Source organism: Streptomyces sp. NPDC085937 (assembly GCF_044540535.1).
Taxonomy (GTDB): Bacteria; Actinomycetota; Actinomycetes; order Streptomycetales; family Streptomycetaceae; genus Streptomyces.
Map to the genome: position 1 here is coordinate 185,273 of NZ_JBITSH010000009.1, position 25,485 is coordinate 210,757.

19 protein-coding genes are annotated in these 25,485 nt (G+C 71.9%); 9 read left to right on the top strand and 10 right to left on the bottom strand.

Translation table 11 applies throughout. The features are described 5' to 3' along the window. Positions 1-158 precede the first annotated feature (158 nt). Positions 159-3,074 (bottom strand): glycoside hydrolase family 48 protein, encoded by a 2,916-nt coding sequence (locus tag ACIF8S_RS20560; RefSeq protein WP_400000628.1) that lies wholly within the window; start codon positions 3,072-3,074, stop codon positions 159-161. A 492-nt stretch (positions 3,075-3,566) separates the two neighbouring features. On the opposite strand from ACIF8S_RS20560, the gene ACIF8S_RS20565 reads away from it, so the two are divergent. Then, positions 3,567-5,306 carry a glycoside hydrolase family 6 protein gene (locus tag ACIF8S_RS20565; RefSeq protein WP_400000630.1) on the top strand — a complete coding sequence of 580 codons (1,740 nt, stop codon included), beginning with the start codon at positions 3,567-3,569 and terminating at the stop codon, positions 5,304-5,306. Between the two features lie 156 nt (positions 5,307-5,462). Further along, positions 5,463-6,398 carry a class I SAM-dependent methyltransferase gene (locus ACIF8S_RS20570; RefSeq protein ID WP_400000632.1) on the top strand — a complete coding sequence of 312 codons (936 nt, stop codon included), beginning with the start codon at positions 5,463-5,465 and terminating at the stop codon, positions 6,396-6,398. 67 nt (positions 6,399-6,465) lie between these two features. Here ACIF8S_RS20570 and ACIF8S_RS20575 read toward each other — a convergent pair whose 3' ends face one another. After that, a complete protein-coding gene (locus ACIF8S_RS20575) occupies positions 6,466-7,011 on the bottom strand; it encodes an RDD family protein (protein ID WP_400000633.1) in 546 nt (181 codons plus the stop codon). Between the two features lie 296 nt (positions 7,012-7,307). On the opposite strand from ACIF8S_RS20575, the gene ACIF8S_RS20580 reads away from it, so the two are divergent. After that, on the top strand, positions 7,308-8,012 hold the full coding sequence (locus tag ACIF8S_RS20580; protein ID WP_400000635.1) for an SDR family oxidoreductase: 705 nt from the start codon (positions 7,308-7,310) through the stop codon (positions 8,010-8,012). 135 nt (positions 8,013-8,147) lie between these two features. On the opposite strand, the gene ACIF8S_RS20585 is transcribed toward ACIF8S_RS20580, so the two are convergent. The 3 genes from ACIF8S_RS20585 to ACIF8S_RS20595 all read right to left on the bottom strand — a co-directional run bounded on the left by ACIF8S_RS20585 (position 8,148) and on the right by ACIF8S_RS20595 (position 12,069). Continuing rightward, entirely contained in the window at positions 8,148-8,939 is a 792-nt protein-coding gene (locus ACIF8S_RS20585; RefSeq protein WP_349800420.1) for an aldo/keto reductase, read from the bottom strand. 125 nt (positions 8,940-9,064) lie between these two features. Continuing rightward, complete coding sequence (locus ACIF8S_RS20590) at positions 9,065-10,891, bottom strand: AMP-dependent synthetase/ligase (RefSeq protein ID WP_400000637.1); 1,827 nt, start codon at positions 10,889-10,891, stop codon at positions 9,065-9,067. Between the two features lie 296 nt (positions 10,892-11,187). Next, a complete protein-coding gene (locus ACIF8S_RS20595; RefSeq protein WP_400000639.1) occupies positions 11,188-12,069 on the bottom strand; it encodes a LysR family transcriptional regulator in 882 nt (293 codons plus the stop codon). A 205-nt stretch (positions 12,070-12,274) separates the two neighbouring features. Between ACIF8S_RS20595 and ACIF8S_RS20600 the strand changes: the two genes are divergently transcribed. Further along, the gene (locus tag ACIF8S_RS20600; protein WP_400000792.1) at positions 12,275-13,288 is read left to right on the top strand and encodes a bile acid:sodium symporter family protein; all 1,014 of its coding nucleotides are present in this window, start codon (positions 12,275-12,277) and stop codon (positions 13,286-13,288) included. Positions 13,289-13,521: 233 nt separating this feature from the next. Here ACIF8S_RS20600 and fdhD read toward each other — a convergent pair whose 3' ends face one another. Genes fdhD through ACIF8S_RS20625 form a run of 5 tightly spaced genes read right to left on the bottom strand, consistent with a single transcriptional unit; the run spans position 13,522 to position 20,010 of the window. Then, the gene (gene fdhD, locus ACIF8S_RS20605; RefSeq protein ID WP_400000640.1) at positions 13,522-14,370 is read right to left on the bottom strand and encodes a formate dehydrogenase accessory sulfurtransferase FdhD; all 849 of its coding nucleotides are present in this window, start codon (positions 14,368-14,370) and stop codon (positions 13,522-13,524) included. A gap of 17 nt (positions 14,371-14,387) precedes the next feature. Then, positions 14,388-15,248, bottom strand: a complete 861-nt coding sequence (locus tag ACIF8S_RS20610) for a 2Fe-2S iron-sulfur cluster-binding protein (RefSeq protein WP_400000642.1) — start codon at positions 15,246-15,248, stop codon at positions 14,388-14,390. Further along, entirely contained in the window at positions 15,245-17,110 is a 1,866-nt protein-coding gene (locus tag ACIF8S_RS20615) for an NAD(P)H-dependent oxidoreductase subunit E (protein ID WP_400000644.1), read from the bottom strand. The genes ACIF8S_RS20610 and ACIF8S_RS20615 overlap by 4 nt, the downstream gene beginning before the upstream one ends. Positions 17,111-17,116: 6 nt before the next feature. Continuing rightward, a complete protein-coding gene (locus ACIF8S_RS20620; protein ID WP_400000645.1) occupies positions 17,117-19,042 on the bottom strand; it encodes a molybdopterin oxidoreductase family protein in 1,926 nt (641 codons plus the stop codon). Further along, entirely contained in the window at positions 19,039-20,010 is a 972-nt protein-coding gene (locus ACIF8S_RS20625) for a 2-dehydropantoate 2-reductase (protein ID WP_400000647.1), read from the bottom strand. Before ACIF8S_RS20625 ends, ACIF8S_RS20620 begins: the two co-directional genes overlap by 4 nt. Before the next feature lie 179 nt (positions 20,011-20,189). Here ACIF8S_RS20625 and ACIF8S_RS20630 point away from each other — a divergent pair, with 179 nt between their 5' ends. From ACIF8S_RS20630 to ACIF8S_RS20650, 5 genes are all read left to right on the top strand, one after another. After that, a complete protein-coding gene (locus tag ACIF8S_RS20630) occupies positions 20,190-21,542 on the top strand; it encodes an OFA family MFS transporter (protein WP_400000648.1) in 1,353 nt (450 codons plus the stop codon). Next, on the top strand, positions 21,511-21,651 hold the full coding sequence (locus ACIF8S_RS20635) for a hypothetical protein (protein WP_349800234.1): 141 nt from the start codon (positions 21,511-21,513) through the stop codon (positions 21,649-21,651). The genes ACIF8S_RS20630 and ACIF8S_RS20635 overlap by 32 nt, the downstream gene beginning before the upstream one ends. Before the next feature lie 169 nt (positions 21,652-21,820). Next, a complete protein-coding gene (locus tag ACIF8S_RS20640; protein WP_400000650.1) occupies positions 21,821-22,786 on the top strand; it encodes a beta-ketoacyl-ACP synthase III in 966 nt (321 codons plus the stop codon). A gap of 155 nt (positions 22,787-22,941) precedes the next feature. After that, a complete protein-coding gene (locus ACIF8S_RS20645) occupies positions 22,942-23,619 on the top strand; it encodes a GntR family transcriptional regulator (RefSeq protein ID WP_400000652.1) in 678 nt (225 codons plus the stop codon). Positions 23,620-23,926: 307 nt separating this feature from the next. Continuing rightward, positions 23,927-25,108 carry an ROK family protein gene (locus ACIF8S_RS20650; protein ID WP_400000653.1) on the top strand — a complete coding sequence of 394 codons (1,182 nt, stop codon included), beginning with the start codon at positions 23,927-23,929 and terminating at the stop codon, positions 25,106-25,108. Positions 25,109-25,485 lie beyond the last annotated feature (377 nt).

A 25,485-nucleotide genomic window follows, 5' to 3' on the forward strand; every position in this document is an offset into this window, starting at 1 on the left:
GTTCTTCGCACGGTGGGGTGTCCGTCCTCGTGGGGGGGAAGGGCCGGGGCCGGAGCGTGCGAGGGCCGGACGGCCCCCCCGTGCGTGAGGGGGCCGTCCGGCCCGGTGGTGGCCCCGGCGTCAGGTGCCGGGGCCGGTACGCGGAGCGTCGGCGGGGACTATTCGAGGAGCTCCGCGTACGCGCCCATGGCCGTGGCGATGTCCGCCTGGGCCCAGAACCGGTGGTACGTGAAGACCGGCGCGGCACCGCCCTTCAGATAGCTCTCGATCTTCGACCAGGCCGGGTCGTCCTGGTAGAAGGACCGGATGGACAGGAACGTCGACGAGGAGTCGATCCGGTCGCCGTTCGGCATGGTGCCGGTCCAGCCGGACGGGACGTGCACCGGGTCGTCGAAGCGCTCGTAGTCGCGGCGGGTCTCCGGGACGGCGATGCCGAGGTCGTCCTGGTGGTTCTCCCACATGCCGTCCAGCAGCGCCTTCGCCGTGTCCGCCGCCTCGGTGTCACCGGAGCGGGCGGCGTAGTACGTCAGGATCTTGGCGTAGGAGCCGGCCACACCGACGTCGTTGGTGTAGTCGACGACCTCGACGTGCAGCCCGTTGTTGGCGCCCGGCGAGGACGCGTTCCAGGTGTCGGGCTTGCCGGACCACTTCAGCGTGGACGGGAAGAGGAACGACCCGTCCGGGTTGACCGTGGTCTCGGACAGCGCCCAGTCGACCCACTTGTCGAGCACCGACTTGGCGAGCGCGTTGCCGGTCTGCTGGTACACCTCGGCCACCCGCTCCAGCGACCACGCCTGGAAGCCGAACCACTGGTTCGACGGCGGGTCGTGGTACACCGGCTTCTCGTCGTAGAACATGCCGTAGAAGGTCGGTGTGCCGGACGGCGGGGTGGTGTAGCGGCCCGCCCAGCTGTTCGTCGCGCCGCCCGCGATGCCGCCCTCGGCGGACTGCAGCCAGCGGTAGAACTCCAGCTGGCGCTGGAACGACTTGCCCCAGTCCTCCGCGCCCGTCGCCGACTTCGGCTTCAGCGGCGCGTGGTTGGCCAGCGCGTACGCGGCGAGCGGGTTCTGGTAGCCGCCGTGCGCGTGGCTGGAGCCGATGCGCCAGGACCAGCCCGCCGAGGTGTCGGTGGCGCCGCCCCAGGCGTAGTACCAGGAGAGCAGGTAGTGCGAGGCGTCCTTGCCGGTGCCGGCCGGGCAGGACGTGCTGGTGCAGTTGCCGACCTTCTTGAAGTACTTGTCGTACATCGCGTAGCGCAGGTAGTCGCCCATCTTGGCGGCCTTGGCGACGGTCCCGGCGACCTCGCCGCCCTTGCCCTGCTCCTTCGCCCACAGGTCCGCCCAGTACGCCGCCTGCACCGCGCGCGCGTCGGCGTCGGGGGCGTTGGTGAACTTCCACTGCTTGGCGTAGGACGCGTCCTTGGTGAACAGGTCCAGGTAGCCGTTGGTGCCGCCGTACTTGAAGGCGTCACAGGTGGGCTGCGTGACGGTCTCCCACACCGACTCCTGCGGTCCGCGCTGGAAGGTGTTGATGTAGGACGGGCCGGTGTCGGACGGTCCGGCCTCGCACTTCCCGGGCGAGTTGCCGTAGCCGTAGACGTTGTCCACGTCCTGGATCCAGTGCATGCCGTACACGTTGTCGGTGCCGTACGCCGACTTCAGCTCCGCCGCGATCGGGTCACGGCCGACGGAGACATTCGAGTCGAGCTGCGACGGGTACTCGTCGGGGGTGTCGTGCTCGGGCGCGTACGTCGCCGGCTTCGAGGGGTCGTAGAAGGAGGTGGTCGGCTGGTCCGCGGCGGTCGGGATGGCGTACCGCTCCATCGTCCCCCAGGCGTCGTTGAACCGCGTCCAGTCCCCGGTGATCCTGCCGTACATGGCCTGCAGCCACAGCAGGTAGCTGTACGCCTCCGAGGTGGTCTCGTGACCGTGGTCGGGCGCCTCGACGATCAGCGTCTCGACCGAGTGGTACGGGATGCCCTCCGGCGAGAAGTAGCCGTTCGCCGGGTCGGTGATCTTGTCGTACAGCTCCAGGAACCGCGCCTCGTACGACTTGGTCGCGCCCAGCTGGGTCACGGTGACCGCGGCCTTGGCGTGGCCGGGCGCCGAGGACTCGAAGACGGCCGAGCCGGTGCCGGAGTCGTCGGCTGCGACGGTCACCTTCTGCGCGGTGTTCCAGTTCGACGGGGTGAAGGTGAGGGCCGCGCCGGAGGACACCGACAGCCCGGTGTTGCCGCTCGCCCGGGCCGTCGTGACGGTCACGTCCGCGCTCGGCTGCTTGGAGAGCTTCACCTCGAAGGTGCCCGACTCACCCTGGCGGACGCCCAGTTGGGAAGGGCTCGCGACCACGGTGGGTCCCGAGGCCACCGTGATGCCGACCGGGGTGGAGGAGGCGGAGGCGCCCAGACTGTCGTAGGCCTTCGCGACCAGCGAGTGGGCGCCCACGGCCAGTCCGCCGACCGCCAGCGTGTACGGGGCGGAGGTGTCCGTGCCGAGCAGTTCGGTGTCGTCGTAGAACTCCACCTTGGTGACCGTGGCCCGGTCGGCCGCGGCGGCGGTGGCGGCGAGCGGCACCGTCTCGCCCTGGGTGAAGACCGAGCCGGCCTCCGGGCTGGTCAGCACGGCGATGGGCGGCTGGTGGGTGCCGGTGCAGGTGGTGCCGTTGACCGCGAAGGAGGCGGGCGCCGCGTTGGAGCCGCTGTAGGAGAACTGGGCGCCGGTCGTGACGGCGCCGCCGGCGGCGATCCGGCCGTTGTGCCCGGCGTTCTTCACGGTGACGGTGGAGCCGGACTGCGACCAGCTGCCGTTCCAGCCGTTCACCAGGCGCTGGTTGCCCGTGTAGGAGTACGTCAGGGTCCAGCCGTCGATGACGTCGGTACCGCGGTTGGTGACCGTCAGGTCGGTCGTGAAGCCCGACCCCCAGTCGTTCGTCTTGTAGTCCACGCTGCACTGGACGGCCGCCGCACGGGCGGGGGTGGAGCCCGTCGAGAGCATCGTCAGCGGCAGGGCGAGCGCTGTCACGGCGACGGCTAACAGGCGCCGCACGCCACCGCGTCTGCGGGGTGGGGGATGCATGTGCTGGTCCTTCCTGCGACTCGACATGTCAAGGCTTGAACCAGTGGGAGCGCTCCCATAGTGGAGACGGGGTGATGACCGGTCAAGCCTTGGGGCAAATCGAAAAGATTCGACGGACGCGGAAGCGCCAAAGTCCGCACACCCTCTGTTCTTCATCGTCACTTGGCGCTAGCTTCATGTGCACCAGTGGGAGCGGTTCCATCAGTCGACGCGTCCGTCACGACGCGTCCGAGCTGCAAGGAGTCGCTCGATGCGCCACCCCCCGCGTTCAGTACTTTTAGCCACCCCCGTGCACGTGTGGAGCACCTGACGCGGGGGCGCTCATCCCCGTGGGATCCCTGTGCCGTCGTGCTGCCCGGAGACGTCCGGCCGGCATCACGGACCCGCCCGTGCGGATCCGGGACGGCATCCCCCACCCCGTAAGGCACCAGGCCGCGCGATCGTCCGCGCGCGCCCTCGAAGGAAAGCCCCCTACGGATAGGAACCCGCACAATGAGTCGCACCAGAACCGCGCTCCTCGCCGCCATGGCGCTGGTCGCCGGCGCCACCGGGTCGGCGATCGCCGCCGTCCCGGGCGACGCCGGCGCGGCCGCCGTCCCCTGCACCGTCGACTACACGGTGCAGAACCAGTGGGACACCGGCTTCACCGCGTCCGTGACGGTCACCAACCACGGCGCCGCGAAGTCGTCGTGGGCCGTGAACTGGACGTACGCCGGCAACCAGAGGGTGACCAGCGGCTGGAACGCCAGGATCACCCAGTCCGGCGCGAACGTCACGGCGGCCAACGAGTCGTACAACGCCACGCTCGCCACCGGAGGCTCCGCCACCTTCGGCTTCCAGGGCAGTTACAGCGGCACCAACGCCGTGCCCGCCACCTTCACCCTCGACGGCGTGACCTGCAACGTCGACTCCGGCGGCCCGACGGACCCGACCGACCCCACGGACCCGACGGACCCCACGGACCCGACCGACCCGGGTGACCGCGTCGACAACCCGTACGACGGCGCGAAGGTCTACGTGAACCCCGAGTGGTCCGCGAACGCGGCCGCCGAGCCGGGCGGCAGCCGCATCGCCGACCAGCCCACCGGCGTCTGGCTGGACCGCATCGCCGCCATCAACGGGGCCGGCGGCAAGATGGGGCTGCGGGACCACCTCGACGAGGCCCTGGAACAGCAGGGCTCCGGCGAACTCGTCGTCCAGCTCGTCATCTACAACCTGCCGGGCCGCGACTGCGCCGCCCTCGCCTCCAACGGCGAGCTGGGCCCGACGGAGATCGACCGCTACAAGAGCGAGTACATCGACCCGATCGCGGAGATCCTCTCCGACCCGAAGTACGCCTCGCTGCGGATCGTCACCACGGTCGAGATCGACTCGCTGCCCAACCTGGTCACCAACGTGTCGCCGCGGGCCACCGCCACGCCGAACTGCGACGTGATGAAGTCCAACGGCAACTACATCAAGGGCGTTGGCTACGCCCTCAACAAGCTGGGTGACGCGCCCAACGTCTACAACTACGTGGACGCCGGCCACCACGGCTGGCTGGGCTGGGACGACAACTTCGGCCCCTCCGCCCAGCTGTTCAAGCAGGCCGCGACGGCCGAGGGCGCGACCGTCGCCGACGTGCACGGCTTCATCGCCAACACGGCCAACTACAGCGCGCTGGAGGAGGACCACTTCTCCATCGGCGACAGCGTGGGCGGCAAGTCGGTGCGCGAGTCGAAGTGGGTCAGCTGGAACCGCTACGTCGACGAGCTGTCGTACGCCCAGGCGCTGCGCGAGGAACTGGTCTCGCTCGGCTTCGACTCGAACATCGGCATGCTGATCGACACCTCCCGCAACGGCTGGGGCGGGGCGGACCGGCCCACCGGGCCCGGCGCGACGACCAGCGTGGACACCTACGTCGACGGTGGCCGCTACGACCGCCGCTTCAACCCGGGCAACTGGTGCAACCAGGCCGGAGCCGGACTGGGCGAGCGGCCCCAGGCGTCCCCGGAGCCCGGTATCGACGCCTACGTGTGGATGAAGCCCCCGGGTGAGTCCGACGGCGCGAGCGAGGCCATCGACAACGACGAGGGCAAGGGCTTCGACCGGATGTGCGACCCCACGTACACCGGCAACCCGCGCAACGACAACAACATGTCGGGGGCGCTCGGCGACGCCCCGATCTCCGGACACTGGTTCTCCGCCCAGTTCCAGGAGCTGATGCGGAACGCCTACCCGCCGCTGTCGTGACGGCCTGACCCCGGTCCGCCGGGCCCGGACCCTTTCGCGGGGCCCGGGTCCGGCGGACCCGCGTCCCGTCCGCTTTTGCGGGAGTGGCAACACCGTTTGCCCCTTCCCGGTGCGTCGTCGCACGCTGACCGCATCCGAGCGGAGAGGCTGACCACCATGGCGCACCACCACCACGCACCCGGGCACGACGACGACCACCGGCGGCACGATGACCAGCAGCACGGGCACGGGCAGCACGGGCACGACCACGAACACCTCGACTGGGCCGAGCTGGCACCGCTGCTGGAGTCGCAGGCGGAACTGTTCACCCCGCTGTACGAGCGGGCCCTGACCTGGCTGGCCAAGGAGGTCACCGAGCCGGGGCTGGTCGTGGACGCCGGCAGTGGTCCCGGCGTGATCTCCGGCCTGTTCGCCGAGACCTTCCCGGGCGCCCGGATCGTGGCCGTCGACGGCTCCGAGCCGCTTCTGGAGCGGGCCCGCGCCCGCGCCGGACGCCTGGGGGTCGCCGACCGCTTCGACACCCTGACCGGCGACATGCCCGGTGTGCTGGCCGAGCTGGACTATCCGGCCGACCTGCTGTGGGCCAGCCGCAGCGTGCACCACCTCGGCGACCAGGGCGCGGCGCTCGCGGCCTGCGCCGAACGCCTCGCTCCCGGTGGCACCCTGGCCGTGATGGAGGGCGGGCTGCCCGCCCGATTCCTGCCCCGTGACATCGGCTTCGGGCGCCCCGGACTCCAGGCACGGATCGACGCCGTGGAGGAGGAGCGGTTCACACGGATGCGCGAGGAACTGCCGGACGCGGTGGCCCAGGTGGAGGACTGGCCCGCGCTGCTCACCGCGGCGGGACTGCGCCACACCCGCTCGCGCACCTTCCTCCTGGACCTGCCGGCCCCGGTGCCGGAGCGTGCCCGCGCCTACGTGGTCACGTCCCTCACCCGCACCCGCGAGCTGCTCGGCGAGTACCTGGACGCCGACGACCGCGCGACCCTGGACCGTCTGACCGACCCGGACGACCCGGCGAGCGTCCACCACCGCCCGGACGTGTTCGTCCTGGCCGCGCACACCGTCCACGCGGCGGTGCGCCCGGTGTGACCGGAACGCGTCGAGGGCGTACCGGCACACCGGTACGCCCTCGACGTCTCCCGCGCGGGTGCGGGCTTCAGCCGGCGGTCCTGACGACGACCGTACCGGCCATGGAGTCCACCAGGTTCTGCTTCTCACTGCCGAAGATCTTGAACAGGTTGACCAGGCCCACGATGCCCGCCGTGACGGTGCTGAGCACGCCGAGCACCAGGCCGCCCAGCAGGAAGTTCCGGACGAACATCTCGCCCCACGTCAGCCGGGCGCCGGTGTCCTTCTTCACGATGGTCAGGCCCATGAGCTTCTGGCCGGGATTCGCCGAGTCGTTGGACCAGGTGACCATGGCCCACACCAGCCAGCCGACGACCAGGGTGACGGTCATCAGGACGACGTTGAGCAGGTAGGCGAGGAACCGCGACCCCGCGCCCACGCGCAGTTCCTTGGGCACGGGGTACAGGACGCCGGCGTGACCCGGCACCGGGGCCGGAACGACGGGCGCCACGGGGACGACGGGTGCCGCGGGGACGACGGGCGCGGGCCCGAACCCGGTCGGCGCCCCGGGCGCGGGCGCGGTACCGGTCGCGGGGTCGGCCGGGGCCGCGGCAGGCGTCTTGTCCAAGTCCATGGCACTGCTCCTGGGAGAGTTCTGAAGAAGTGAAGATCGTGTGACGAGCGTGCGCAATTGATAGCAGCCCGGGGCGACTTCTGCAATGTGCAAACGTCAACCACCGTGCGCTGACCCGCGAGGACGCTCCGGCCCGCGCCCGGCGGAAGCGCTCGACCGGGCCGTCGCGCCTTCACGACTCCCGCACAAGCAGCCGTGTTTGCCTGTACGGCCGCCCCGGTACGGGGGAGGGATCGCTTGACTTGGGAAGCGCTTCACGTGGTGGACTTCCCCGCACTCACACACAAGGGGGACAGATGACCGACGACACGCGCGTCACGCTCGTCACGGGTGGCGGGAGCGGGATCGGGGCGGCCGTGACGCGGCGGCTGCTGGAGGCGGGGGAACGGGTCGCCGTCACCGGGCGCGGGGAGGAACGGCTGCGGACGTTCGCCAAGGAACTGGGCGATCCGGAGCGGCTGTTGATGATCCCCGGGAACGCGGCGGCGTACGACGACGTGCGGGCGGCGGTCGACGCCGCGCTCGCGCGGTTCGGCCGGCTGGACACCGTCGTCGCCAACGCCGGGTTCGCCACCCACGACACGGTCGCCGAGGGCGATCCCGCCGGGTGGACCGAGATGGTGCTGACCAATGTGCTGGGCCCGGCCCTGCTGATCCGGGCGTCCGTCGACGCGCTCAGGGAGAGCGGCGGGCGGATCGTGCTGATCGGCAGCGTCGCCGGGTTCGTGCCCACCCCGGGAAATCTGTACGGGGCCACGAAGTACGCGGTGACCGGGCTCGCCGAGAACACCCGGCGGCAGGTCACCGAGTGGGGCATCGGGGTCACCCTGATCGCGCCGGGCCGGGTGGAGACCCCGTTCTGGGACGGCGGGGACGGTCTGCCGCCGGGCAACCTGCTCACCGCCGGCCAGATCGCCGACTCGGTGGTGTGGGCCCTCGGTCAGCCGGAGGGGGTGGACGTCAACACCGTCGTCGTCAGGCCGGCGGGACAGCCGAACTGACCGGCCCGCACACGCCGGTGGGACAGCTGAACCGACCAGCCTGGACACGCCGTCGGGGAAGCCGAACCGACAGCCCCGCACACGCCGGTGGCCGGCCGCCCGTCACCACGGGGGCCGGCCACCGGAGCCTGTGCCTCAGGCCTGGTTGAACTCCGCGGGGTCGAGACCCAACCGCCGGTCCTCGTTGAGCGCGCTGATCGCCGCGAGGTCCTCGGCGTCCAGGGTGAATCCGAAGACGTCGATGTTCTCCTTGATGCGGGACGGCGTCACCGACTTGGGGATGACGACGTTGCCCAGCTGGAGGTGCCAGCGCAGCACCACCTGCGCGGGGGTGCGGCCGTGCTTCTGCGCGATGGCCACGATCGCCGGGATCTCCAGGATGCCCTTGCCGGAGCCCAGCGGGGACCAGGCCTCGGTGGCGATGCCCTGCTCCGCGTGGTACTCCCGGGAGGCGGCCTGCTGGAGGTGCGGGTGCAGCTCGATCTGGTTGACCGCCGGGACGACCGACGTCTCCGCGATCAGGCGCTCCAGGTGCTCCGGCAGGAAGTTGGACACGCCGATCGCGCGGGCCCGCCCGTCGGACAGCAGCTTCTCGAACGCCTTGTACGTGTCGACGTACAGGTCGCGGGCCGGGGTCGGCCAGTGGATGAGGTACAGGTCGACGTAATCGAGGCCCAGCTTGGCCAGCGAGGTGTCGAAGGCCTTCAACGTGGAGTCGTACCCGTGGTCGCTGTTCCACAGCTTGGTGGTGACGAAGATGTCCTCACGGGGGACGCCCGACCGCGCGATGGCCTTTCCGGTGCCCTCCTCGTTGCCGTAGATCGCCGCCGTGTCGATGCTGCGGTAGCCGGCCTCCAGTGCCGCCGCCACGGCCGTCTCGGCCTCCGCGTCCGGTACCTGCCAGACGCCGAAGCCCAGCTGGGGCATCTCCACGCCGTTGTTCAGGGTGATCGGGGGGACCTTGCTCACGAGCTCTCGATCCTTAGGTTGTGGTCAGCTGATACCCCCATCGTCAACGATCACGACGCTCCGCGCATTCCTGACCGCGGAATTCATGCCCGGTAGAGCGCCTCGACCTCTTCCCCGTAGGCCTTCTCGATCGCCTTGCGCTTCAGCTTCAGCGACGGGGTGAGCAGTCCGTGCTCCTCGGTGAACGGCTGCGCGAGGATGCGGAAGGTGCGGATCGACTCGGCCTGCGAGACCAGGGTGTTGGCCGCGACCACCGCGCGCCGCACCTCCGTCTCCAGGTCCGCGTCGCGCACCAGTTCGGCCGGGGGGAGCTGCGGCTTGCCGCGCATCGACAGCCAGTGCTCGACGGCCTCCTGGTCGAGGGTGACCAGCGCGGCGACGTACGGCCGGTCGTTGCCGACCAGGAGGCACTGGTTGACCAGCGGATGGTCGCGTACCCGTTCCTCCAGCACCCCCGGCGAGACGCTCTTGCCGCCGGACGTCACCAGGATCTCCTTCTTCCGCCCGGTGATCGTCAGATAGCCGTCCTCGTCCAGCGCGCCCAGGTCGCCCGTGGCCAGCCAGCCGTCGTGCAGCGTCTCGTCGGTGGCCTTGGGGTTGTTGAGGTAGCCCTGGAAGACGTTCCCGCCGTGCAGCCAGATCTCGCCGTCGTCGGCGATGTGCACGCTCACCCCGGGGATCGGCTGCCCCACCGTGCCGTAGCGGGTGCGCTCGGGCGGGTTGGCGGTGGCCGCCGCGGTCGACTCGGTCAGCCCGTACCCCTCGTAGATCTGCACGCCCGCGCCCGCGAAGAACAGGCCGAGCCGGCGGTCCATGGCCGAACCGCCCGACATGGCGTGCCGGATCCTGCCGCCCATCGCGGCGCGGATCTTGGTGTAGACGAGCTTCTCGAAGAGCTGGTGCTGCATCCGCAGCGACGCCGACGGGCCGGGCCCCGTGCCCCAGGCCTTCGCCTCCACCGCGTCCGCGTACCGCACCGCCACCTCGACGGCCTTCTCGAAGGGCCCGCCGCGCCCCTCCCGCTCGGCCTTGCGCCGCGCCGCGTTGAACACCTTCTCGAAGATGTACGGCACGGCCAGGATGAACGTCGGTCTGAACGCGGCCAGGTCGGGCATCAGCGCGGCCGCGTTCAGCTGCGGCTGGTGGCCGAACTTCACCTTGCCGCGAATCGCCGCGACCTCGACCATCCGCCCGAAGACGTGCGCGAGCGGCAGGAACAGCAGCGTCGACGCCTCGTCGCCCCGGCGGGAGTGGAACACCGGCTCCCAGCGCTCGATGACCGTGTCCGCCTCGTACATGAAGTTGCCGTGCGAGAGCGCGCAGCCCTTGGGGCGGCCGGTGGTGCCCGAGGTGTAGATGACCGTCGCCACCGAGTCGGGCGTGACCGCCCGGCGGTGCCGGTGCACCACGTCGTCGTCGAGGTGCGCCCCCGCGTCGTACAGCTCCTGGACGGCGCCGGCGTCGAGCTGCCACAGCCGGCGCATCCGCGGCAGCCGGTCGATGACCGTGGCGATGGTCATCGCGTGGTCCTCGTGCTCCACGATCGCGGCCGTCACCTCCGCGTCGTGCAGCATCCACGAGCACTGCTCGGCGGAGGACGTGGGGTAGACCGGGACGACCTGCGCGCCGATCGCCCACAGCGCGAAGTCGAACAAGGTCCACTCGTAGCGGGTGCGGGACATGATCGCGACCCGGTCGCCGAACCGGATGCCGCCCGCCAGCAGGCCCTTCGCCAGGGCGAGCACCTCATCACGGAACTCGGCACAGGTCACGTCGCGCCAGTGGCCGTCGTCGTCCTTGCGGCCGAGTGCCACGCGCAGCGGCTCCTCCTCGGCGTACCGGAACACCACGTCGGCCAGACCGCCCACCGAGGGCGCCTGTGACAACGGAGGGTTGGTGAACTCGCGCAATCCCGCTCCCCGCTTCCTGGCGCTCGGACCGGTGCGGCAACACCGTCGTCCCGCACAGCGCGGTGAAAGCTACCCCACGGGTCCGAGGGGCGGAACCGGGTCGAAAGCCGCGTACCAGGCGGCCTGGTGTCGGCCGGTGAAGGAGATACCTCCCAGATGGGGAGAGGTCCGGCACATTCCTGACGGTGGAGTAAGTTTCGGTGCGGCAATCTCCACGGAATCTGTACGACCCCATGACCGCCCCATGGCCGTCGCGACGGCTCTCACCCAGCTCAGCGCACGGACGACCCGGACCGTCACCCCCGCCCGCCGCGGTGCAGCCGGTCGCCGCCCGCGAGGATCGCCGCCGCCAGCGCGTCCGCCGCGCCCTGCGCCGAGGGGCGGCGCCGGCCGTGCACCACCACGAAGTCCACCGAGCCCGGCTCCGGCAGCCCCGCCCGCTCCGGCATCCGCACCAGCCCCGGCGGGATCAGCCCGCGCGCGTGCACCATCACCCCGAGCCCCGCCCGGGCCGCCGCGAGCAGCCCGTTGAGGCTGCCGCTGCTGCACACGATGCGCCACTGCCGTCCCTCCCGCTCCAACGCCCGCAGCGCGAGGTCCCGGGTGATGCCGGGCGGCGGGTAGACGATCAGTGGCACCGGGCGGTGCGGGTCGAGGCGCAGGCCCGGCGTGCCGATCCAGACCAGTTCGTCCTGCCACACCAGCCGGTGCGGGTCCGGGCGCGGATCCTCCGGCCGCCGCTTGGCCAGCACCAGGTCGAGGCGGCCCGCGGCGAGCTGCTCGTGCAGGGTGCCCGACAGCTCGACCGTCAGTTCCAGGTCGACCTCCGGGTGCTCGTGCCGGAACCGTTCGAGGATCTCCGGCAGCCGGGTCAGCACGAAGTCCTCGGACGCCCCGAAGCGCAGCCGCCCGCGCAGCCGGGTGCCGGTGAAGAACTGCGCCGCCTGCTCGTGCACGTCGAGGATGCGCCGCGCGAAGCCGAGCATCGCCTCGCCGTCCTCGGTCAGCTCCACGGAGTGGGTGTCCCGGGTGAACAGCAGCCGCCCGGTCGCCTCCTCCAGCCGCCGCACGTGCTGGCTCACGGTCGACTGGCGGAGCCCGAGCCGCCGCGCCGCCTGCGTGAAGCTCAGCGTCTGGGCCACGGACAGGAAGGTCCGCAGGTGGGTCGGCTCGTACATGCCCGGCAGCCTACCCCCGTCATCACGTATCACGATCACAGTGAGTGCGGTGTACGGGATTCCCGATCACGGGACGGAGGAGCACGATGGGGCGGGGACGCCTTGTCCCCGGCAGCCGGGGGAACCCGCCCTCCGCGACCGCACCGCCGAGCACACACACCCGAGCACGTGGAGCACCGTGAAACGCCCGCACTGGCCGCGATGGATGCCGATCGACCCGTACATCACGCTGCTGCTCGGCACGGTGGGTGTGGCCGCACTGCTGCCCGCCCGCGGCACCGGCGCGGACATCGCCTCCGGCGCCTCCACGGCCGCGATCGCGTTCCTCTTCTTCCTCTACGGCGCCCGGCTCTCCACCCGTGAGGCACTGGACGGGCTGAAGCACTGGCGGCTCCACCTCACCGTGCTGGTCTGCACGTTCGCCGTCTTCCCCTTGCTGGGCCTGGCCTCCCGCGGACTGGTCCCGGTGCTGCTCACCGACCCGCTGTACCAGGGGCTGCTGTTCTGCACGCTCGTCCCCTCCACCATCCAGTCGTCGATCGCCTTCACCTCGATCGCCCGCGGCAACGTGCCCGCCGCGATCTGCGCCGGATCCTTCTCCTCGCTGGCCGGCATCGTCGTCACCCCGCTGCTCGCGGCGGCGCTGCTCGGCGGCGGCGCCGGCGGCTTCTCCGCGGACTCGGTGGTGAAGATCGTGCTGCAGTTGCTGGTGCCGTTCCTCGCCGGGCAGTTCACGCGCCGCTGGATCGGCGGCTTCGTCGCCCGCCACCGCAAGGTGCTGGGACTGGTGGACCGGGGCTCGATCCTGCTCGTCGTCTACACCGCGTTCAGCGAGGGCATGGTGCAGGGCGTCTGGAGCCAGGTGAGCCCCGCCCGGCTCGGCGGACTGCTCGTCGTCGAGGCCGTGCTGCTCGCCGTGATGCTGGCGCTCACCTGGTACGGAGCCAAGGGGCTCGGCTTCGGCCGGGAGGACCGGATCGCCATCCAGTTCGCCGGGTCGAAGAAGTCGCTGGCCGCCGGACTGCCCATGGCGAGCGTGCTGTTCGGGGCGCACGCCTCGCTGGCCGTGCTGCCGCTGATGCTGTTCCACCAGATGCAGCTGATGGTGTGCGCGGTGATCGCCAAGCGCCGCTCGAAGGACCCGGTCCCGGAGGCCACCCCGGAGGACCGGGCCGCACGGTCACGAACCGAGGTCGGTACAGGCACACGTTCCGGCTGAGCACCACCGCCGCCGCGGACGTCCCCCAGCCGGCCCACGTCGTGGCTGAGCACCAGAGGCTGCTCCAGCGGTCGCGCGGGGTGCCGTCGTCGTGCGGTGTCGTCCGGCACGCCCGGTGACGTCAGGGGCCGACAGGGCTCGGGTCCACGGCACCCTGTTCGCGGCGGGGCCCCGCGGCGCAGGGGGCGCTCCCCGCCGGCTGGGGCCCCGCCGCCGTGCAGCGGGGGGACCGGTCAGGCCCTGACGGCCGCGGCCCGCAGGGCGATCCGCTCCTCACCCGCGTACACGTTCATGGAACTGCCCCGCAGGAAGCCCACCAGGGTCATGCCGGTCTCCGCCGCCAGGTCCACGGCCAGCGAGGACGGCGCCGAGACCGCGGCCAGCACGGGGATGCCGGCCATGACCGCCTTCTGCGCCAGCTCGAACGAGGCCCGACCGGACACCATCAGGAGCGTCCGGGACAGCGGCAGGTTCCCCTGTTGCAGCGCCCGGCCGACCAGCTTGTCGACCGCGTTGTGCCGGCCCACGTCCTCCCGTACGTCCAGCAGCTCGCCGTGCTCGTCGAACAGGGCCGCCGCGTGCAGTCCGCCGGTGCGGTCGAAGACCCGCTGGGCGGCCCGCAGCCGGTCCGGCAGCTCCGCCAGCAGCTCCGGCGTCACCCGCAGCGGCGGGCTGTCCGCGATCGGGTGACGGGTCGTGGTGCGCACCGCGTCCAGGCTGGCCTTGCCGCACAGACCGCAGGAGGACGTCGTGTAGACGTTCCGCTCCAGCGTGATGTCGGGGATCTCCACTCCGGGGGCGGTCGTCACGTCGACCACGTTGTACGTGTTCGAGCCGTCGGCGGTGGCCCCGGCGCAGTAGACGATGTTGCGGAGGTCCGAGGCCGCCGCCAGCACGCCCTCGCTGACCAGGAAGCCGGCCGCCAGCGCGAAGTCGTCCCCCGGGGTGCGCATCGTGATCGCCAGGGGCTTGCCGTTCAGCCGGATCTCCAGGGGCTCCTCGGCAACGAGCGTGTCCGGGCGGGTGGACACCGCCCCGTCCCGGATGCGGATCACCTTGCGTCGTTCCGTGACTCGTCCCATGTCCCTGTCCGTTCCGTTCAGTCCCGGTTCTGCACGTGCTGGTAGCCGAACCGGCCCTTGATGCACAGGTTGCCGTGGGTCACCGGGTTGTCGTGCGGCGACGTGACCTTCACGATCTCATTGTCCTGCACATGGAGCGTCAGGTTGCAGCCCACGCCGCAGTAGGCGCACACGGTCGTCGTGCGCGTCTGCCGCGACTCGTCCCACGTACCCGCCTCCCGCATGTCGAACTCCGACTTGAACGACAGTGCCCCCGTGGGGCACACCTCGATGCAGTTGCCGCAGTACACGCACGCCGAGTCGGTCAGCGGCGCGTCGTGCTCCACCGCGATACGGGCGTCGAATCCGCGCCCGGCGACGGAGATCGCGAAGGTGTTCTGCCACTGGTCGCCGCAGGCGTCCACGCACTTGTAGCAGAGGATGCATTTGCCGTAGTCGCGCACGTAGAGGTCGTTGTCGACCCGGGGCTCCTCGTTCAGCCGGGCCGCGTCCGGTCCGAAGCGGTCCGGCTTCGCCTCGTACTCCTTCAGCCACTCGGCGACCCGGGGCGTCGTCGACAGGTCGACCGAGGAGGCGAGGAGCTCCAGGACGACCTTGCGGCTGTGCCGCGCCCGCTCGGTGCCGGTACGCACATCCATGCCCGCCTCCGCCTTGCGCGAGCAGGCGGGGACCAGGGTGCGTGAGCCCTCGACCTCCACCACGCAGACCCGGCAGGCGTTCTTCGGGGTGAGCGTGTCGCCCTCGCACAGCGTCGGGATGTCCTTCCCCGCGGCCCGGCAGGCGTCCAGGACCGTCGATCCCTCGGGCGCCCGGACCGGCTCACCGTCCAGGGTGAACTCCAGCAGGCGGCGGGGGATCCCCAAAGGTGTCACGGTCATTCGTACGCCCCCAGACGGTCGATGGCGGATTCCACGGCGTTCCACGCGGTCTGGCCCAGACCGCAGATCGAGGCGTCCCGCATCGCGCGCCCCACCTCGCGCAGCAGGGTGATGTCGGCGGCGGCGTCCGCGCCGGTGCGCTCGGCGATCCGGTGCAGCGCCTCCTCCTGGCGGACCGTGCCGACCCGGCAGGGCACGCACTGCCCGCAGGACTCGTCGCGGAAGAACTCGGCGATGCGCAGCAGCAGGCGGGGGAGCGGGACGGTGTCGTCGAAGGCCATGACGACTCCGGAGCCGAGGGTGGTGCCGGCTTCCCGAGTGCCTTCGAAGGTGAGGGGGATGTCCAGTTCGTCGGGGCGGACGAATCCGCCGGCGGCCCCGCCGAGCAGCACCGCCCGCAGACCGTCCCGTACGCCGGCGAGCGTGAGGAGCTCGCCGAGGGTCGCGCCGAACGGCAGCTCGTAGATCCCGGGGCGGGCCACGCTGCCCGAGACGCAGAACAGCTTGGGACCGGTGGACGCCCCCGTGCCGATCGCCGCGTACGCGGGGGCGCCCAGGGTGAGGATCGGCAGCACGTTGACCAGCGTCTCCACGTTGTTCTCGACGGTCGGCTTGCCGAACAGCCCCTTCTCCACCGGGAAGGGCGGCTTGGAGCGGGGCTCGCCCCGATAGCCCTCGATGGAGTTGAACAGGGCCGTCTCCTCGCCGCAGATGTAGGCGCCCGCACCGCGCCGGATCTCGATGTCGAAGGAGAAACCCTGGCCGAGGACGTCGTCGCCGAGCAGGCCGCGCGCCCGCGCCTGGGCGATGGCGTGCTCCATGCGCTCCAGGGCGCGCGGGTACTCGCCGCGCAGATACAGGTAGCCGTGCCGGGCGCCGGTCGCGTACGCCGCGACCGTCATGGCCTCGACCAGCGCGTACGGGTCGCCCTCCATCAGCACCCGGTCCTTGAACGTGCCCGGCTCGGACTCGTCGGCGTTGCAGACCAGGTAGTGCGGGTGGTCCGGCTGGGAGGCGGTGGCCTGCCACTTGCGGCCGGTCGGGAAGGCGGCGCCGCCGCGTCCGAGCAGACCGGAGTCGGTCACCTCCCGGATCACCCCGGCGGGCCCGAGGGCGAAGGCGCGGCGCAGCGCGGTGTAGCCGCCGTGCGCCCGGTAGTCGTCCAGGTCGGCCGGGTCCACGGTGCCGACGCGGCGCAGGAGCAGCAGCCCGGGATCGCCGGCCTGCGGGACCGCCGTGACGGCCGGCGGCTCCTGAGGGGCGTTCTCCGGGGCGAGCGCCGCCCGGACCACGGCGTCCGCGGTGGCGGGCGCGCACACGGCGGTGGCCCGGGGGACGGCGCCGGGCGCTCCGCCGTCGGGCGCCGTGGAAGCGTCCTCCCCGGCCCGGACCACCAGCGCCGCCGGGGCCCGCTCACACAGGCCCAGACACGGGCCGCGCTGCACCGCCACTCCGGACGCCGGGCCCAGGCGGGCCTCCACCGCGTCGCACAGCTTCGGCGCGCCCGCCGCCGCGCAGGCCAGGTCCGTGCACACGTGCAGCACCGTGGCCGGGCGCGGACGCACGGAGAACATGGCGTAGAAGGTCGCGACCCCGTACGCCTCGGCCGGCGGGACCGTCAGCCGGCGGCACAGGTAGTCCAGCGCGCCCTCGCTGATCCAGCCGACCCGGTCGTTGAGCGCGTGCAGCCCCGGCAGCAGCAGGTCGCGGCGGTCGCGCGCCGCCCGCCCGCCGCGCGCCCACCGCAGGTCCGCCTCGGAACGGTCGGCGCCCTCCCAGGACGACTCGGGCGGGCCCAGCAGGGCGTCCACGGCGGCGCGTTCCTCGTCGGTCGGTTTGCTGTCACCGAAGTGCAGGTCCACGCTTGCTCACCTCACGTGTGTCGGAGCCGGGAGCTTCTCGATCCGGATCGCCGACGCCTTGAACTCCGCCGTCCCCGCGATCGGGCAGTTCGCCTCGATCGTCAGCTGGTTGGTGTCCACCTCGTCGGGAAAGTGGAACGTCATGAAGGCGAGCCCCGGCCGCAGCGCGGGGTCCACCCACACCGGCGCCAGCACGGACCCGCGCCGCGAGGTCACCCGCACCTCCTCGCCCACCACGACGCCGTACCGCTCGGCGTCCTCCGGGCACAGCTCGACGGACTCGCCGCGCCGCAGCGGGGAGGCGAAGGAGCCGCTCTGCACCCCGGTGTTGTAGGAGTCGAGGCGGCGCCCGGTGGTGAGGCGGATCGGGTACCGCTCGTCGGTGAGGTCCACCGGCGGGTCGTGCTGAACGATCCCGAAGGGCGCCGGCCGCCCCCGCCGCCCGGGGTCCTTCTCCCACAGCCGGCCGTGCAGGTACGGCGGTTCCAGCGCGTCCGTGCTCGGGCACGGCCACTGGATGCCCTGGTGCTCCTCCAGGCGGGCGTACGTCATGCCGTGGTGGTCAGGGGAGACCGAGCGCAGCTCGTTCCACACCGCCTCGGAGTCGGCGTACTTCCAGTCGTGGCCGAGGCGCGTGGCGAGGTCGCAGAGGATGTCGATGTCCTCGCGCGCCTCACCGGGTGGTGTCACGGCCCGGCGGACGCGCTGCACCCGGCGTTCGCTGTTGGTGGTGGTGCCCTCGGTCTCGGCCCAGCCGGCGGTCGCGGGGAGCACCACGTCGGCCAGTTCGGCGGTCCTGGTGAGGAAGATGTCCTGGACGACGAGGAAGTCCAGCTCCTTCAGCCGGCGCACGGCCTGGTCGCTGTCCGCCTCCGACTGGGCCGGGTTCTCGCCGATGCAGTAGACGGCACGCAGCGACCGGTCCTCCATCGCCTCGAACATCTCGGTCAGGGTCATCCCGTAGTGCGGCTGGATGACGGTGTCCCAGGCGGCCTCGAACTTGGCGCGCACGCTCGCGTCGAGGGGGTCCTGGAATCCGGGGAGCCGGTTGGGGATCGCCCCCATGTCGCCGCCGCCCTGCACGTTGTTCTGGCCGCGCAGGGGCTGCAGGCCCGAGCCGTAGCGGCCGACGTGCCCGGTCAGCAGGGCGAGGTTGATCAGGGCCCGCACGTTGTCGGTGCCGTTGTGGTGTTCGGTGATGCCGAGCGTCCAGCACAGCTGGGCGCGTTCGGCGCGGGCGTAGGCGTGCGCCAGTTCCCGTATCGCCGCGGCCGGGACGCCCGTCACCTTCTCGGCGAGCGAGAGCGTCCAGGGCTCGACCAGCGCCTTGTACTCCTCGTATCCGGTGGTGGCCCGCCGGACGAACGCCTCGTTGACCAGACCGGAGTGGATGATCTCGCGGCCGATCGCGTGGGCCATCGCGATGTCCGTGCCGACGTTCAGCCCGAGCCAGCTCTCCGCCCACTCGGCGGTGGACGTCCGACGCGGGTCGACGGCGTACATCCGGGCGCCGTTACGGATGCCCTTCAGCACGTGCTGGAAGAAGATCGGGTGCGCGAAGCGGGCGTTGGAGCCCCACATCACGACGACGTCGGTGTGCTCCACCTCTTCGTACGACGAGGTGCCGCCGCCCGAGCCGAACGCGGCGGACAGCCCGGCGACCGAGGGGGCGTGGCAGGTGCGGTTGCAGGAGTCGACGTTGTTGGTGCCCATGACCACCCGGGCGAACTTCTGCGCCACGTAGTTCATCTCGTTGGTGGCGCGGGAGCAGGAGAACATGCCGAACGCGCCGCGCGCCGCCGACAGATGGCGCGCGGTGCGGTCCAGGGCCTCGTCCCAGGTGGCCCTTCGCAGCGGCTCGTCCCGGGAGTCGCGGACGAGGGGGTGGGTGAGGCGGGTGTAGGTCTTCGGGGTCCGGTCGCGTTTCCTCATGCGGCGCTCCTCAGCGCGAGCAGGTCGGACAGGGCGTGCACGGTGCGCAGGGTGGGCACGGGGACGCCCGTGATCTCCGCCAGCTCGACCACGGCCGCGAGCAGCACGTCGAGCTCCAGCGGTTTGCCGCGCTCCAGGTCCTGGAGCGTGGAGGTGCGGTGGTCGCCGACCTTCTCGGCGCCGGCCAGCCGCCGTTCGATGGAGACGCCGACCTCGCAGCCGAGGGCGTGGGCGACCGCCAGCGTCTCGGCCATCATCGTCTCGATGACCCGGCGGGTGCCGCCGTGGAGGCACATCTGCCGCATGGTGGCCCGCGCCAGGGCGCTGATCGGGTTGAAGGAGATGTTGCCCAGCAGCTTGAGCCAGATGTCGTTGCGCAGGTCCGTCTCGACCGGGCACTTCAGGCCGCCCGCCCGCATCGCCTCGCTCAGCTCCCGGCACCGCGCGGAGACGCCGCGGTCGGGTTCGCCGATCGAGAAGCGGGTGCCTTCCACATGGCGTACGACACCGGGCCGTTCGAGTTCGGTGGCCGCGTACACCACGCAGCCGACGGCCCGTTCGGGCGCGAGGACCGCGCTGACCGCGCCGCCGGGGTCCACGCTCTCCAGGCGGCGTCCGTCGTACGGTCCGCCGTGCCGGTGGAAGTACCACCAGGGGATGCCGTTCTGGGCGGCCACCACGGCGGTCGTGCCGTGCAGCAGCGGCTCGATCAGCGGCCCGCACGCCGCGTACGAGTTGGCCTTCAGGCCCAGGAACACGTAGTCGACCGGGCCGACCTCGGCCGGGTCGTCGGTGGCACGGGGACGCGCGGTGAAGTCACCGCGCGGGCTGAGCACCCGGACCCCGTCCTGCCGCATGGCCGCCAGATGCGGTCCACGGGCGATGAGATGCACGTCGGCGCCCGCACGGTGGAGCGCGGCACCGACGTAGGCGCCGATCGCCCCGGCGCCGAGGACTGCGACTTTCATGGCGAAGGGAGCTCCGTTCGGTCGAGGGATACCGAAGAACCGGGAGAATCGCCGAATCTCTGTCGACGAAATATTGTCTACAGTATGGAGGCGAGGCCGACAAGGCTTTGTGCAGTACCGGTGGTTGTCCGCTCAACCGTCTTCTCAAGGGGCCGGTCGCTCCCTACGGTTGGGGATTCATGAGTCCCCCCGTCGCACCGCCGGGCTGGAGCCGCTGGCTCGTACCGCCCGCCGCACTCGCCGTACACCTCTCCATCGGCCAGGCCTACGCCTGGAGCGTGTTCAAGCCGCCGCTGGAGTCCGCGCTCGACCTCAGCGGCACCCAGAGCGCCCTGCCCTTCCAGCTCGGCATCGTGATGCTCGGGCTGTCCGCCGCCTTCGGCGGCACCCTCGTCGAACGCCGGGGACCGCGCTGGGCGATGACCGTCGCCCTGATCTGCTTCTCCTCCGGCTTCCTGCTCTCCGCGCTGGGCGCGGCAACCGAGCAGTACTGGCTGATCGTCTTCGGCTACGGCTTCGTCGGCGGCATCGGCCTGGGCATCGGCTACATCTCGCCCGTCTCCACGCTCATCAAGTGGTTCCCGGACCGGCCCGGCATGGCCACCGGCATCGCCATCATGGGCTTCGGCGGCGGCGCGCTGATCGCCTCCCCCTGGTCGGCGCAGATGCTCGAATCGTTCGGAAGCGACAACGTTGGCATCGCGTACGCCTTCCTGGTGCACGGACTGACGTACGCGGTGTTCATGCTGCTCGGCGTGCTGCTGGTGCGGGTGCCGCCCACCGCCCGGCCGACGGCCGACGCGCCCGCCGTCACCGCCGGGCCGCAGGTCTCCGCCCGGTCCGCCGTGCGCACCCCGCAGTTCTGGCTGCTGTGGCTCGTGCTCTGCATGAACGTGACCGCCGGCATCGGCATCCTGGAGAAGGCCGCGCCGATGATCAGCGACTTCTTCGCGGACAGCTCCGCACCGGTGTCCGCGACCGCCGCCGCCGGGTTCGTCGCCCTGCTGTCCGCCGCCAACATGGCGGGCCGCATCGGCTGGTCCACCACCTCCGACCTCATCGGCCGGAAGAACATCTACCGCGTCTACCTCGGCGTCGGCGCGCTGATGTACGCCCTCATCTGGTCGCTCGGCGACTCCTCCAAGCCGCTGTTCGTGCTCGCCGCGCTCGTCATCCTGTCCTTCTACGGAGGCGGCTTCGCGACGGTCCCCGCCTACCTCAAGGACCTGTTCGGCACCTACCAGGTGGGCGCCATCCACGGCCGGCTGCTCACCGCCTGGTCCACGGCCGGCGTCCTCGGACCGCTCATCGTCAACTGGGTCGCCGACCGGCAGGAGGAGGCCGGCAAGCACGGCCCGTCCCTCTACGGGGTGTCCCTGGTCGTCATGATCGGGCTGCTGGCCGTCGGCTTCGTCGCCAACGAACTGGTCCGCCCCGTCCACCCCCGCCACCACGAACCCGCCGCCGGCACCCCGGCCGGGACCCCGAAGGAGGCCGCCCATGACCGGCGAGAGCAGTCAGAGTCCGCCTGAGCCCGACCGCCGCGCGCTGATCGCCTTCTCCTGGCTCTGGGTGGGCCTCCCGCTCGCCTACGGCCTGTACGAGCTGGTGCGCAAGGCGACCCAGCTCTTCACCGGGTGACCGGCCGGTGGCCGAGGGGACGGGCGCGGGGACGCCTGACGGAGCCTTCCCGGGGCTGACGGAAGCCGACAAGCCTCGCGCCCGTTTCCTGTCGCTTCACTTGCGGCCGTACCCGTGAGTCACTGATCAGACTGGTGCATCCCGCAACCGGATCACCAAGGGGATCACCATGAGCGGCTCGCGCATCACCGCCGTCGGCCACTACCAGCCCGCCCGGGTCCTGACCAACGAGGACCTGGCGGGCATGGTCGACACCAGCGACGCGTGGATCACGAGCCGGGTGGGCATCCGTACCCGTCACATCGCCGGTCCCGACGAGCCCGTCGACGAACTGGCCGCGCACGCCGCCGCCAAGGCGCTCGCCGCGGCCGGCCGCACGCCCGCCGAGATCGACCTGGTCCTGGTCGCCACCTCCACCGCGATCGACCGCTCGCCCAACATGGCCGCCCGGGTCGCGGCCCGCCTCGGCATGCCCGGCCCCGCCGTGATGGACATCAACGTGGTGTGCGCCGGCTTCACCCACGCCCTCGCCACCGCCGACCACGCCGTGCGGGCCGGCGGGGCGCGGCGGGCGCTGGTGATCGGCGCCGACAAGATGTCCGAGGTGACCGACTGGACCGACCGCACCACGTGCGTCCTGGTCGGCGACGGGGCGGGCGCGGCCGTCGTGGAGGCGACCGAGGAGTGCGCCGGGGGCGCGGAGGGTGCCGGGGCCGGCATCGGACCGGTGCTGTGGGGCTCCGTGCCCGAGATGGGGAACGCGGTGCGGATCGAGGGGACCCCGCCGCGGTTCGCGCAGGAAGGGCAGAGCGTCTACCGCTGGGCGACCACGCGGCTGCCGGAGTTCGCCCGGCAGGCGTGCGAGAAGGCGGGACTGACGCCCGAGGACCTCGCCGCCGTCGTGCTGCACCAGGCCAACCTGCGGATCGTGGAGCCCCTCGCGCGCAGGCTCGGCGCCGTCAACGCCGTCGTCGCGCGGGACGTCGTCGACTCCGGCAACACCTCGGCCGCGAGCATTCCGCTCGCCTTCTCCAAACTCGTGGAGCAGGGAGCGGTGTCGGCCGGGGACCCGGTGCTGCTCTTCGGCTTCGGCGGGAACCTGTCGTACGCGGGGCAGGTCGTGCGGTGCCCGTGAGCGCGCCACGGGTGACGCCGGTGTGACGAGGGCAACCCGAACGGGGTGCGGCGTCGAGCCGTAGACTGTAGACGAAAGACAATCACCACCCAGGACGTCTGCGGCGTCTCCGGCTCGTGCGCCGGGTGCACGGGCGCCGCCGAGGAGGGGGACCGATGTTGTCGACAGGACTGCCCCAGGGGGCGGTGCCCCGGCTCGAACGGCCGGGCCCGCTGCGCGACCGCGTCTACGAGGCACTGCTCGAACTCATCACCACCCGCGCCCTCCGGCCGGGTCAGCACCTCGTCGAGAGCGAACTCGCGGGCCACCTCGGGGTGTCCCGTCAGCCGGTGCGCGAGGCGCTCCAGCGTCTCAACACCGAGGGCTGGGTCGACCTGCGCCCCGCCCAGGGCGCGTTCGTGCACGAGCCGACGGAGGAGGAGGCCGACCAACTCCTCACCGTGCGCACCCTGCTGGAGGCGGAGGCGGCCCGGCTGGCCGCGAGCAACGCCGACAGCGAGGGGGTGCGGGCCCTGGAGGAGATCCTCGCCGAAGGGGTCGCGGCCGTCGAGGCCGACGACGTGGACGCCGCCGTGGCGCTCAACGCCCGTTTCCACGCCAAGGTGATGGAGCTGGCCGGGAACGCCGTGCTCGCCGAACTGGCCGCCCAGGTCGACCGGCGGGTGCGCTGGTACTACACGCCGGTCGCCCGGCAGCGCGGTGCCCAGTCCTGGGTGGAGCACCGGGAGTTGATCGCGGCGATCGCCGCGCGCGACGAGCAGTCGGCGACCCGCCTGATGCGGGAGCACACCGAGCACACCCGCCGGTCGTACCACGCCCGGACGGACGGCTGAGGGGCCGGGAAGCCCACGGGATTCCGGCCGGACCGGGCGGCCCGGGCGCGTTGAGCCCGCCCCGCCCGCCGGCGCGCGGCACCGCACGTTGCCTGGTCCCGGCGCGTTCGGGCCCGTACCGACCGGGTCCTCCCGGGTCCCCGCACCCCCTCTTTGTCCTGAGAGTGGAAAAAGTAGGGGTCAATTCCTGCGCGACTTCTTCCCACCTTCGGCAGGCGCTGCTACTTTCCCATCCGAAGGCACGCCACACACGTGGCCGGAATCCGGCGCGCACAGCCGACGAGGCGGGGAGGGGCTCGTGAGACGCATGACAGCGCGACCCGCGAACGCCCATCAGGCACGACTGCTCAGGCTGTTGCGCGACGGCGGACCCAACTCCCGTGCCCAGCTGGGCGACCAGGTCGACCTGTCGCGGTCGAAGCTGGCCGTGGAGGTGGACCGGCTGCTGGAGACGGAACTCGTCGTGGCCGACGGACTCGCCGCCTCGCGCGGCGGCCGCCGCTCCCACAACATCCGTCTCAACCCGCACCTGCGCTTCCTCGGCGTCGACATCGGCGCGACCTCGGTCGACGTCGCCGTCACCAACGCCGAACTGGAGATCCTCGGACACATCAACCAGCCCATGGACGTGCGCGAGGGACCGGTCGCGGTCTTCGAGCAGGTGCTCGCCATGGCCGCCAAGCTGAGAGCCACCGGGCTCGCGGAGGGGTTCGACGGCGCCGGCATCGGCGTCCCCGGACCGGTCCGCTTCCCCGAGGGCATCCCGGTGGCGCCGCCGATCATGCCCGGCTGGGACGGCTTCCCCGTGCGGGAGGCGCTCAGCCAGGAGCTCGGCTGCCCGGTCATGGTCGACAACGACGTGAACCTCATGGCGCTGGGGGAGCAGCACGCGGGCGTCGCCCGCACCGTCGCCGACTTCCTCTGCGTCAAGATCGGCACCGGCATCGGCTGCGGCATCGTCGTCGGCGGTGACGTCTACCGCGGTACGACGGGCAGCGCGGGCGACATCGGGCACATCCAGGCCGTGCCCGACGGCCGTCCGTGCGCCTGCGGCAACCGGGGCTGCCTGGAGGCGCACTTCTCCGGCGCGGCCCTGGCCCGGGACGCGACGGAGGCCGCCGAACAGCGGCTCTCCGCCGAACTCGCCACCCGGCTGGAGGCGAACGGCACGCTCAGTGCCGTCGACGTCGCCGCCGCGGCCGCCGCCGGTGACGCCACCGCCCTCGACCTGATCCGTGAGGGCGGCAACCGCACCGGCCAGGTCATCGCCGGCCTGGTCAGCTTCTTCAACCCCGGCCTGGTGGTGATCGGCGGCGGGGTGACCGGCCTCGGCCACACCCTGCTCGCCGCGATCCGCACCCAGGTCTACCGCGGCTCACTGCCCCTGGCGACGGGCAACCTGCCCATCGTCCTCGGGGAGTTGGGCCCCGCCGCCGGCGTCATCGGCGCGGCCCGCCTCATCAGCGACCACCTGTTCTCACCCGCGTAGGCCCACGCCGGGGCGGCCCCGCCGCCACCGGCACCAGCACCACCCGGCGCGGACCACCCCGCCCGGCACCAGCACCACCCGGAACGGGTTCGCCCGCCCGGCACCAGCACCGACCGGGGCGAGTGCACCGCCCCGGCACCACCCGGCGCGGGCCTGCCCGCGCCGACCCGAACTGCACCACCGCCGGCACGGGCGCCGTCCCGTACCGGCGTGCAGGGCACCACCCGCCGGCACGGGCGCCACACCGTCGCCGGCACGCAAGGCACCACCTCGCCGGTGCGACCGCCAGCCGCACCCGCACGACCCGCCGGTACGGAAGCCGCCCGTTCCGGCCCCTCGCCGGTGCGACCGCCAGCCGCACCGGTTGTCAGGCACCG

Bases quoted from the DNA above. Each gene is read 5' to 3' on its own strand.
- ACIF8S_RS20560 (WP_400000628.1), bottom strand. From the start codon at position 3,074: ATGCATCCCCCACCCCGCAGACGCGGTGGCGTGCGGCGCCTGTTAGCC.
- ACIF8S_RS20565 (WP_400000630.1), top strand. From the start codon at position 3,567: ATGAGTCGCACCAGAACCGCGCTCCTCGCCGCCATGGCGCTGGTCGCC.
- ACIF8S_RS20570 (WP_400000632.1), top strand. From the start codon at position 5,463: ATGGCGCACCACCACCACGCACCCGGGCACGACGACGACCACCGGCGG.
- ACIF8S_RS20575 (WP_400000633.1), bottom strand. From the start codon at position 7,011: ATGGACTTGGACAAGACGCCTGCCGCGGCCCCGGCCGACCCCGCGACC.
- ACIF8S_RS20580 (WP_400000635.1), top strand. From the start codon at position 7,308: ATGACCGACGACACGCGCGTCACGCTCGTCACGGGTGGCGGGAGCGGG.
- ACIF8S_RS20585 (WP_349800420.1), bottom strand. From the start codon at position 8,939: ATGCCCCAGCTGGGCTTCGGCGTCTGGCAGGTACCGGACGCGGAGGCC.
- ACIF8S_RS20595 (WP_400000639.1), bottom strand. From the start codon at position 12,069: ATGTACGAGCCGACCCACCTGCGGACCTTCCTGTCCGTGGCCCAGACG.
- ACIF8S_RS20600 (WP_400000792.1), top strand. From the start codon at position 12,275: ATGCCGATCGACCCGTACATCACGCTGCTGCTCGGCACGGTGGGTGTG.
- fdhD (WP_400000640.1), bottom strand. From the start codon at position 14,370: ATGGGACGAGTCACGGAACGACGCAAGGTGATCCGCATCCGGGACGGG.
- ACIF8S_RS20610 (WP_400000642.1), bottom strand. From the start codon at position 15,248: ATGACCGTGACACCTTTGGGGATCCCCCGCCGCCTGCTGGAGTTCACC.
- ACIF8S_RS20620 (WP_400000645.1), bottom strand. From the start codon at position 19,042: ATGAGGAAACGCGACCGGACCCCGAAGACCTACACCCGCCTCACCCAC.
- ACIF8S_RS20625 (WP_400000647.1), bottom strand. From the start codon at position 20,010: ATGAAAGTCGCAGTCCTCGGCGCCGGGGCGATCGGCGCCTACGTCGGT.
- ACIF8S_RS20630 (WP_400000648.1), top strand. From the start codon at position 20,190: ATGAGTCCCCCCGTCGCACCGCCGGGCTGGAGCCGCTGGCTCGTACCG.
- ACIF8S_RS20635 (WP_349800234.1), top strand. From the start codon at position 21,511: ATGACCGGCGAGAGCAGTCAGAGTCCGCCTGAGCCCGACCGCCGCGCG.
- ACIF8S_RS20640 (WP_400000650.1), top strand. From the start codon at position 21,821: ATGAGCGGCTCGCGCATCACCGCCGTCGGCCACTACCAGCCCGCCCGG.
- ACIF8S_RS20645 (WP_400000652.1), top strand. From the start codon at position 22,942: ATGTTGTCGACAGGACTGCCCCAGGGGGCGGTGCCCCGGCTCGAACGG.
- ACIF8S_RS20650 (WP_400000653.1), top strand. From the start codon at position 23,927: ATGACAGCGCGACCCGCGAACGCCCATCAGGCACGACTGCTCAGGCTG.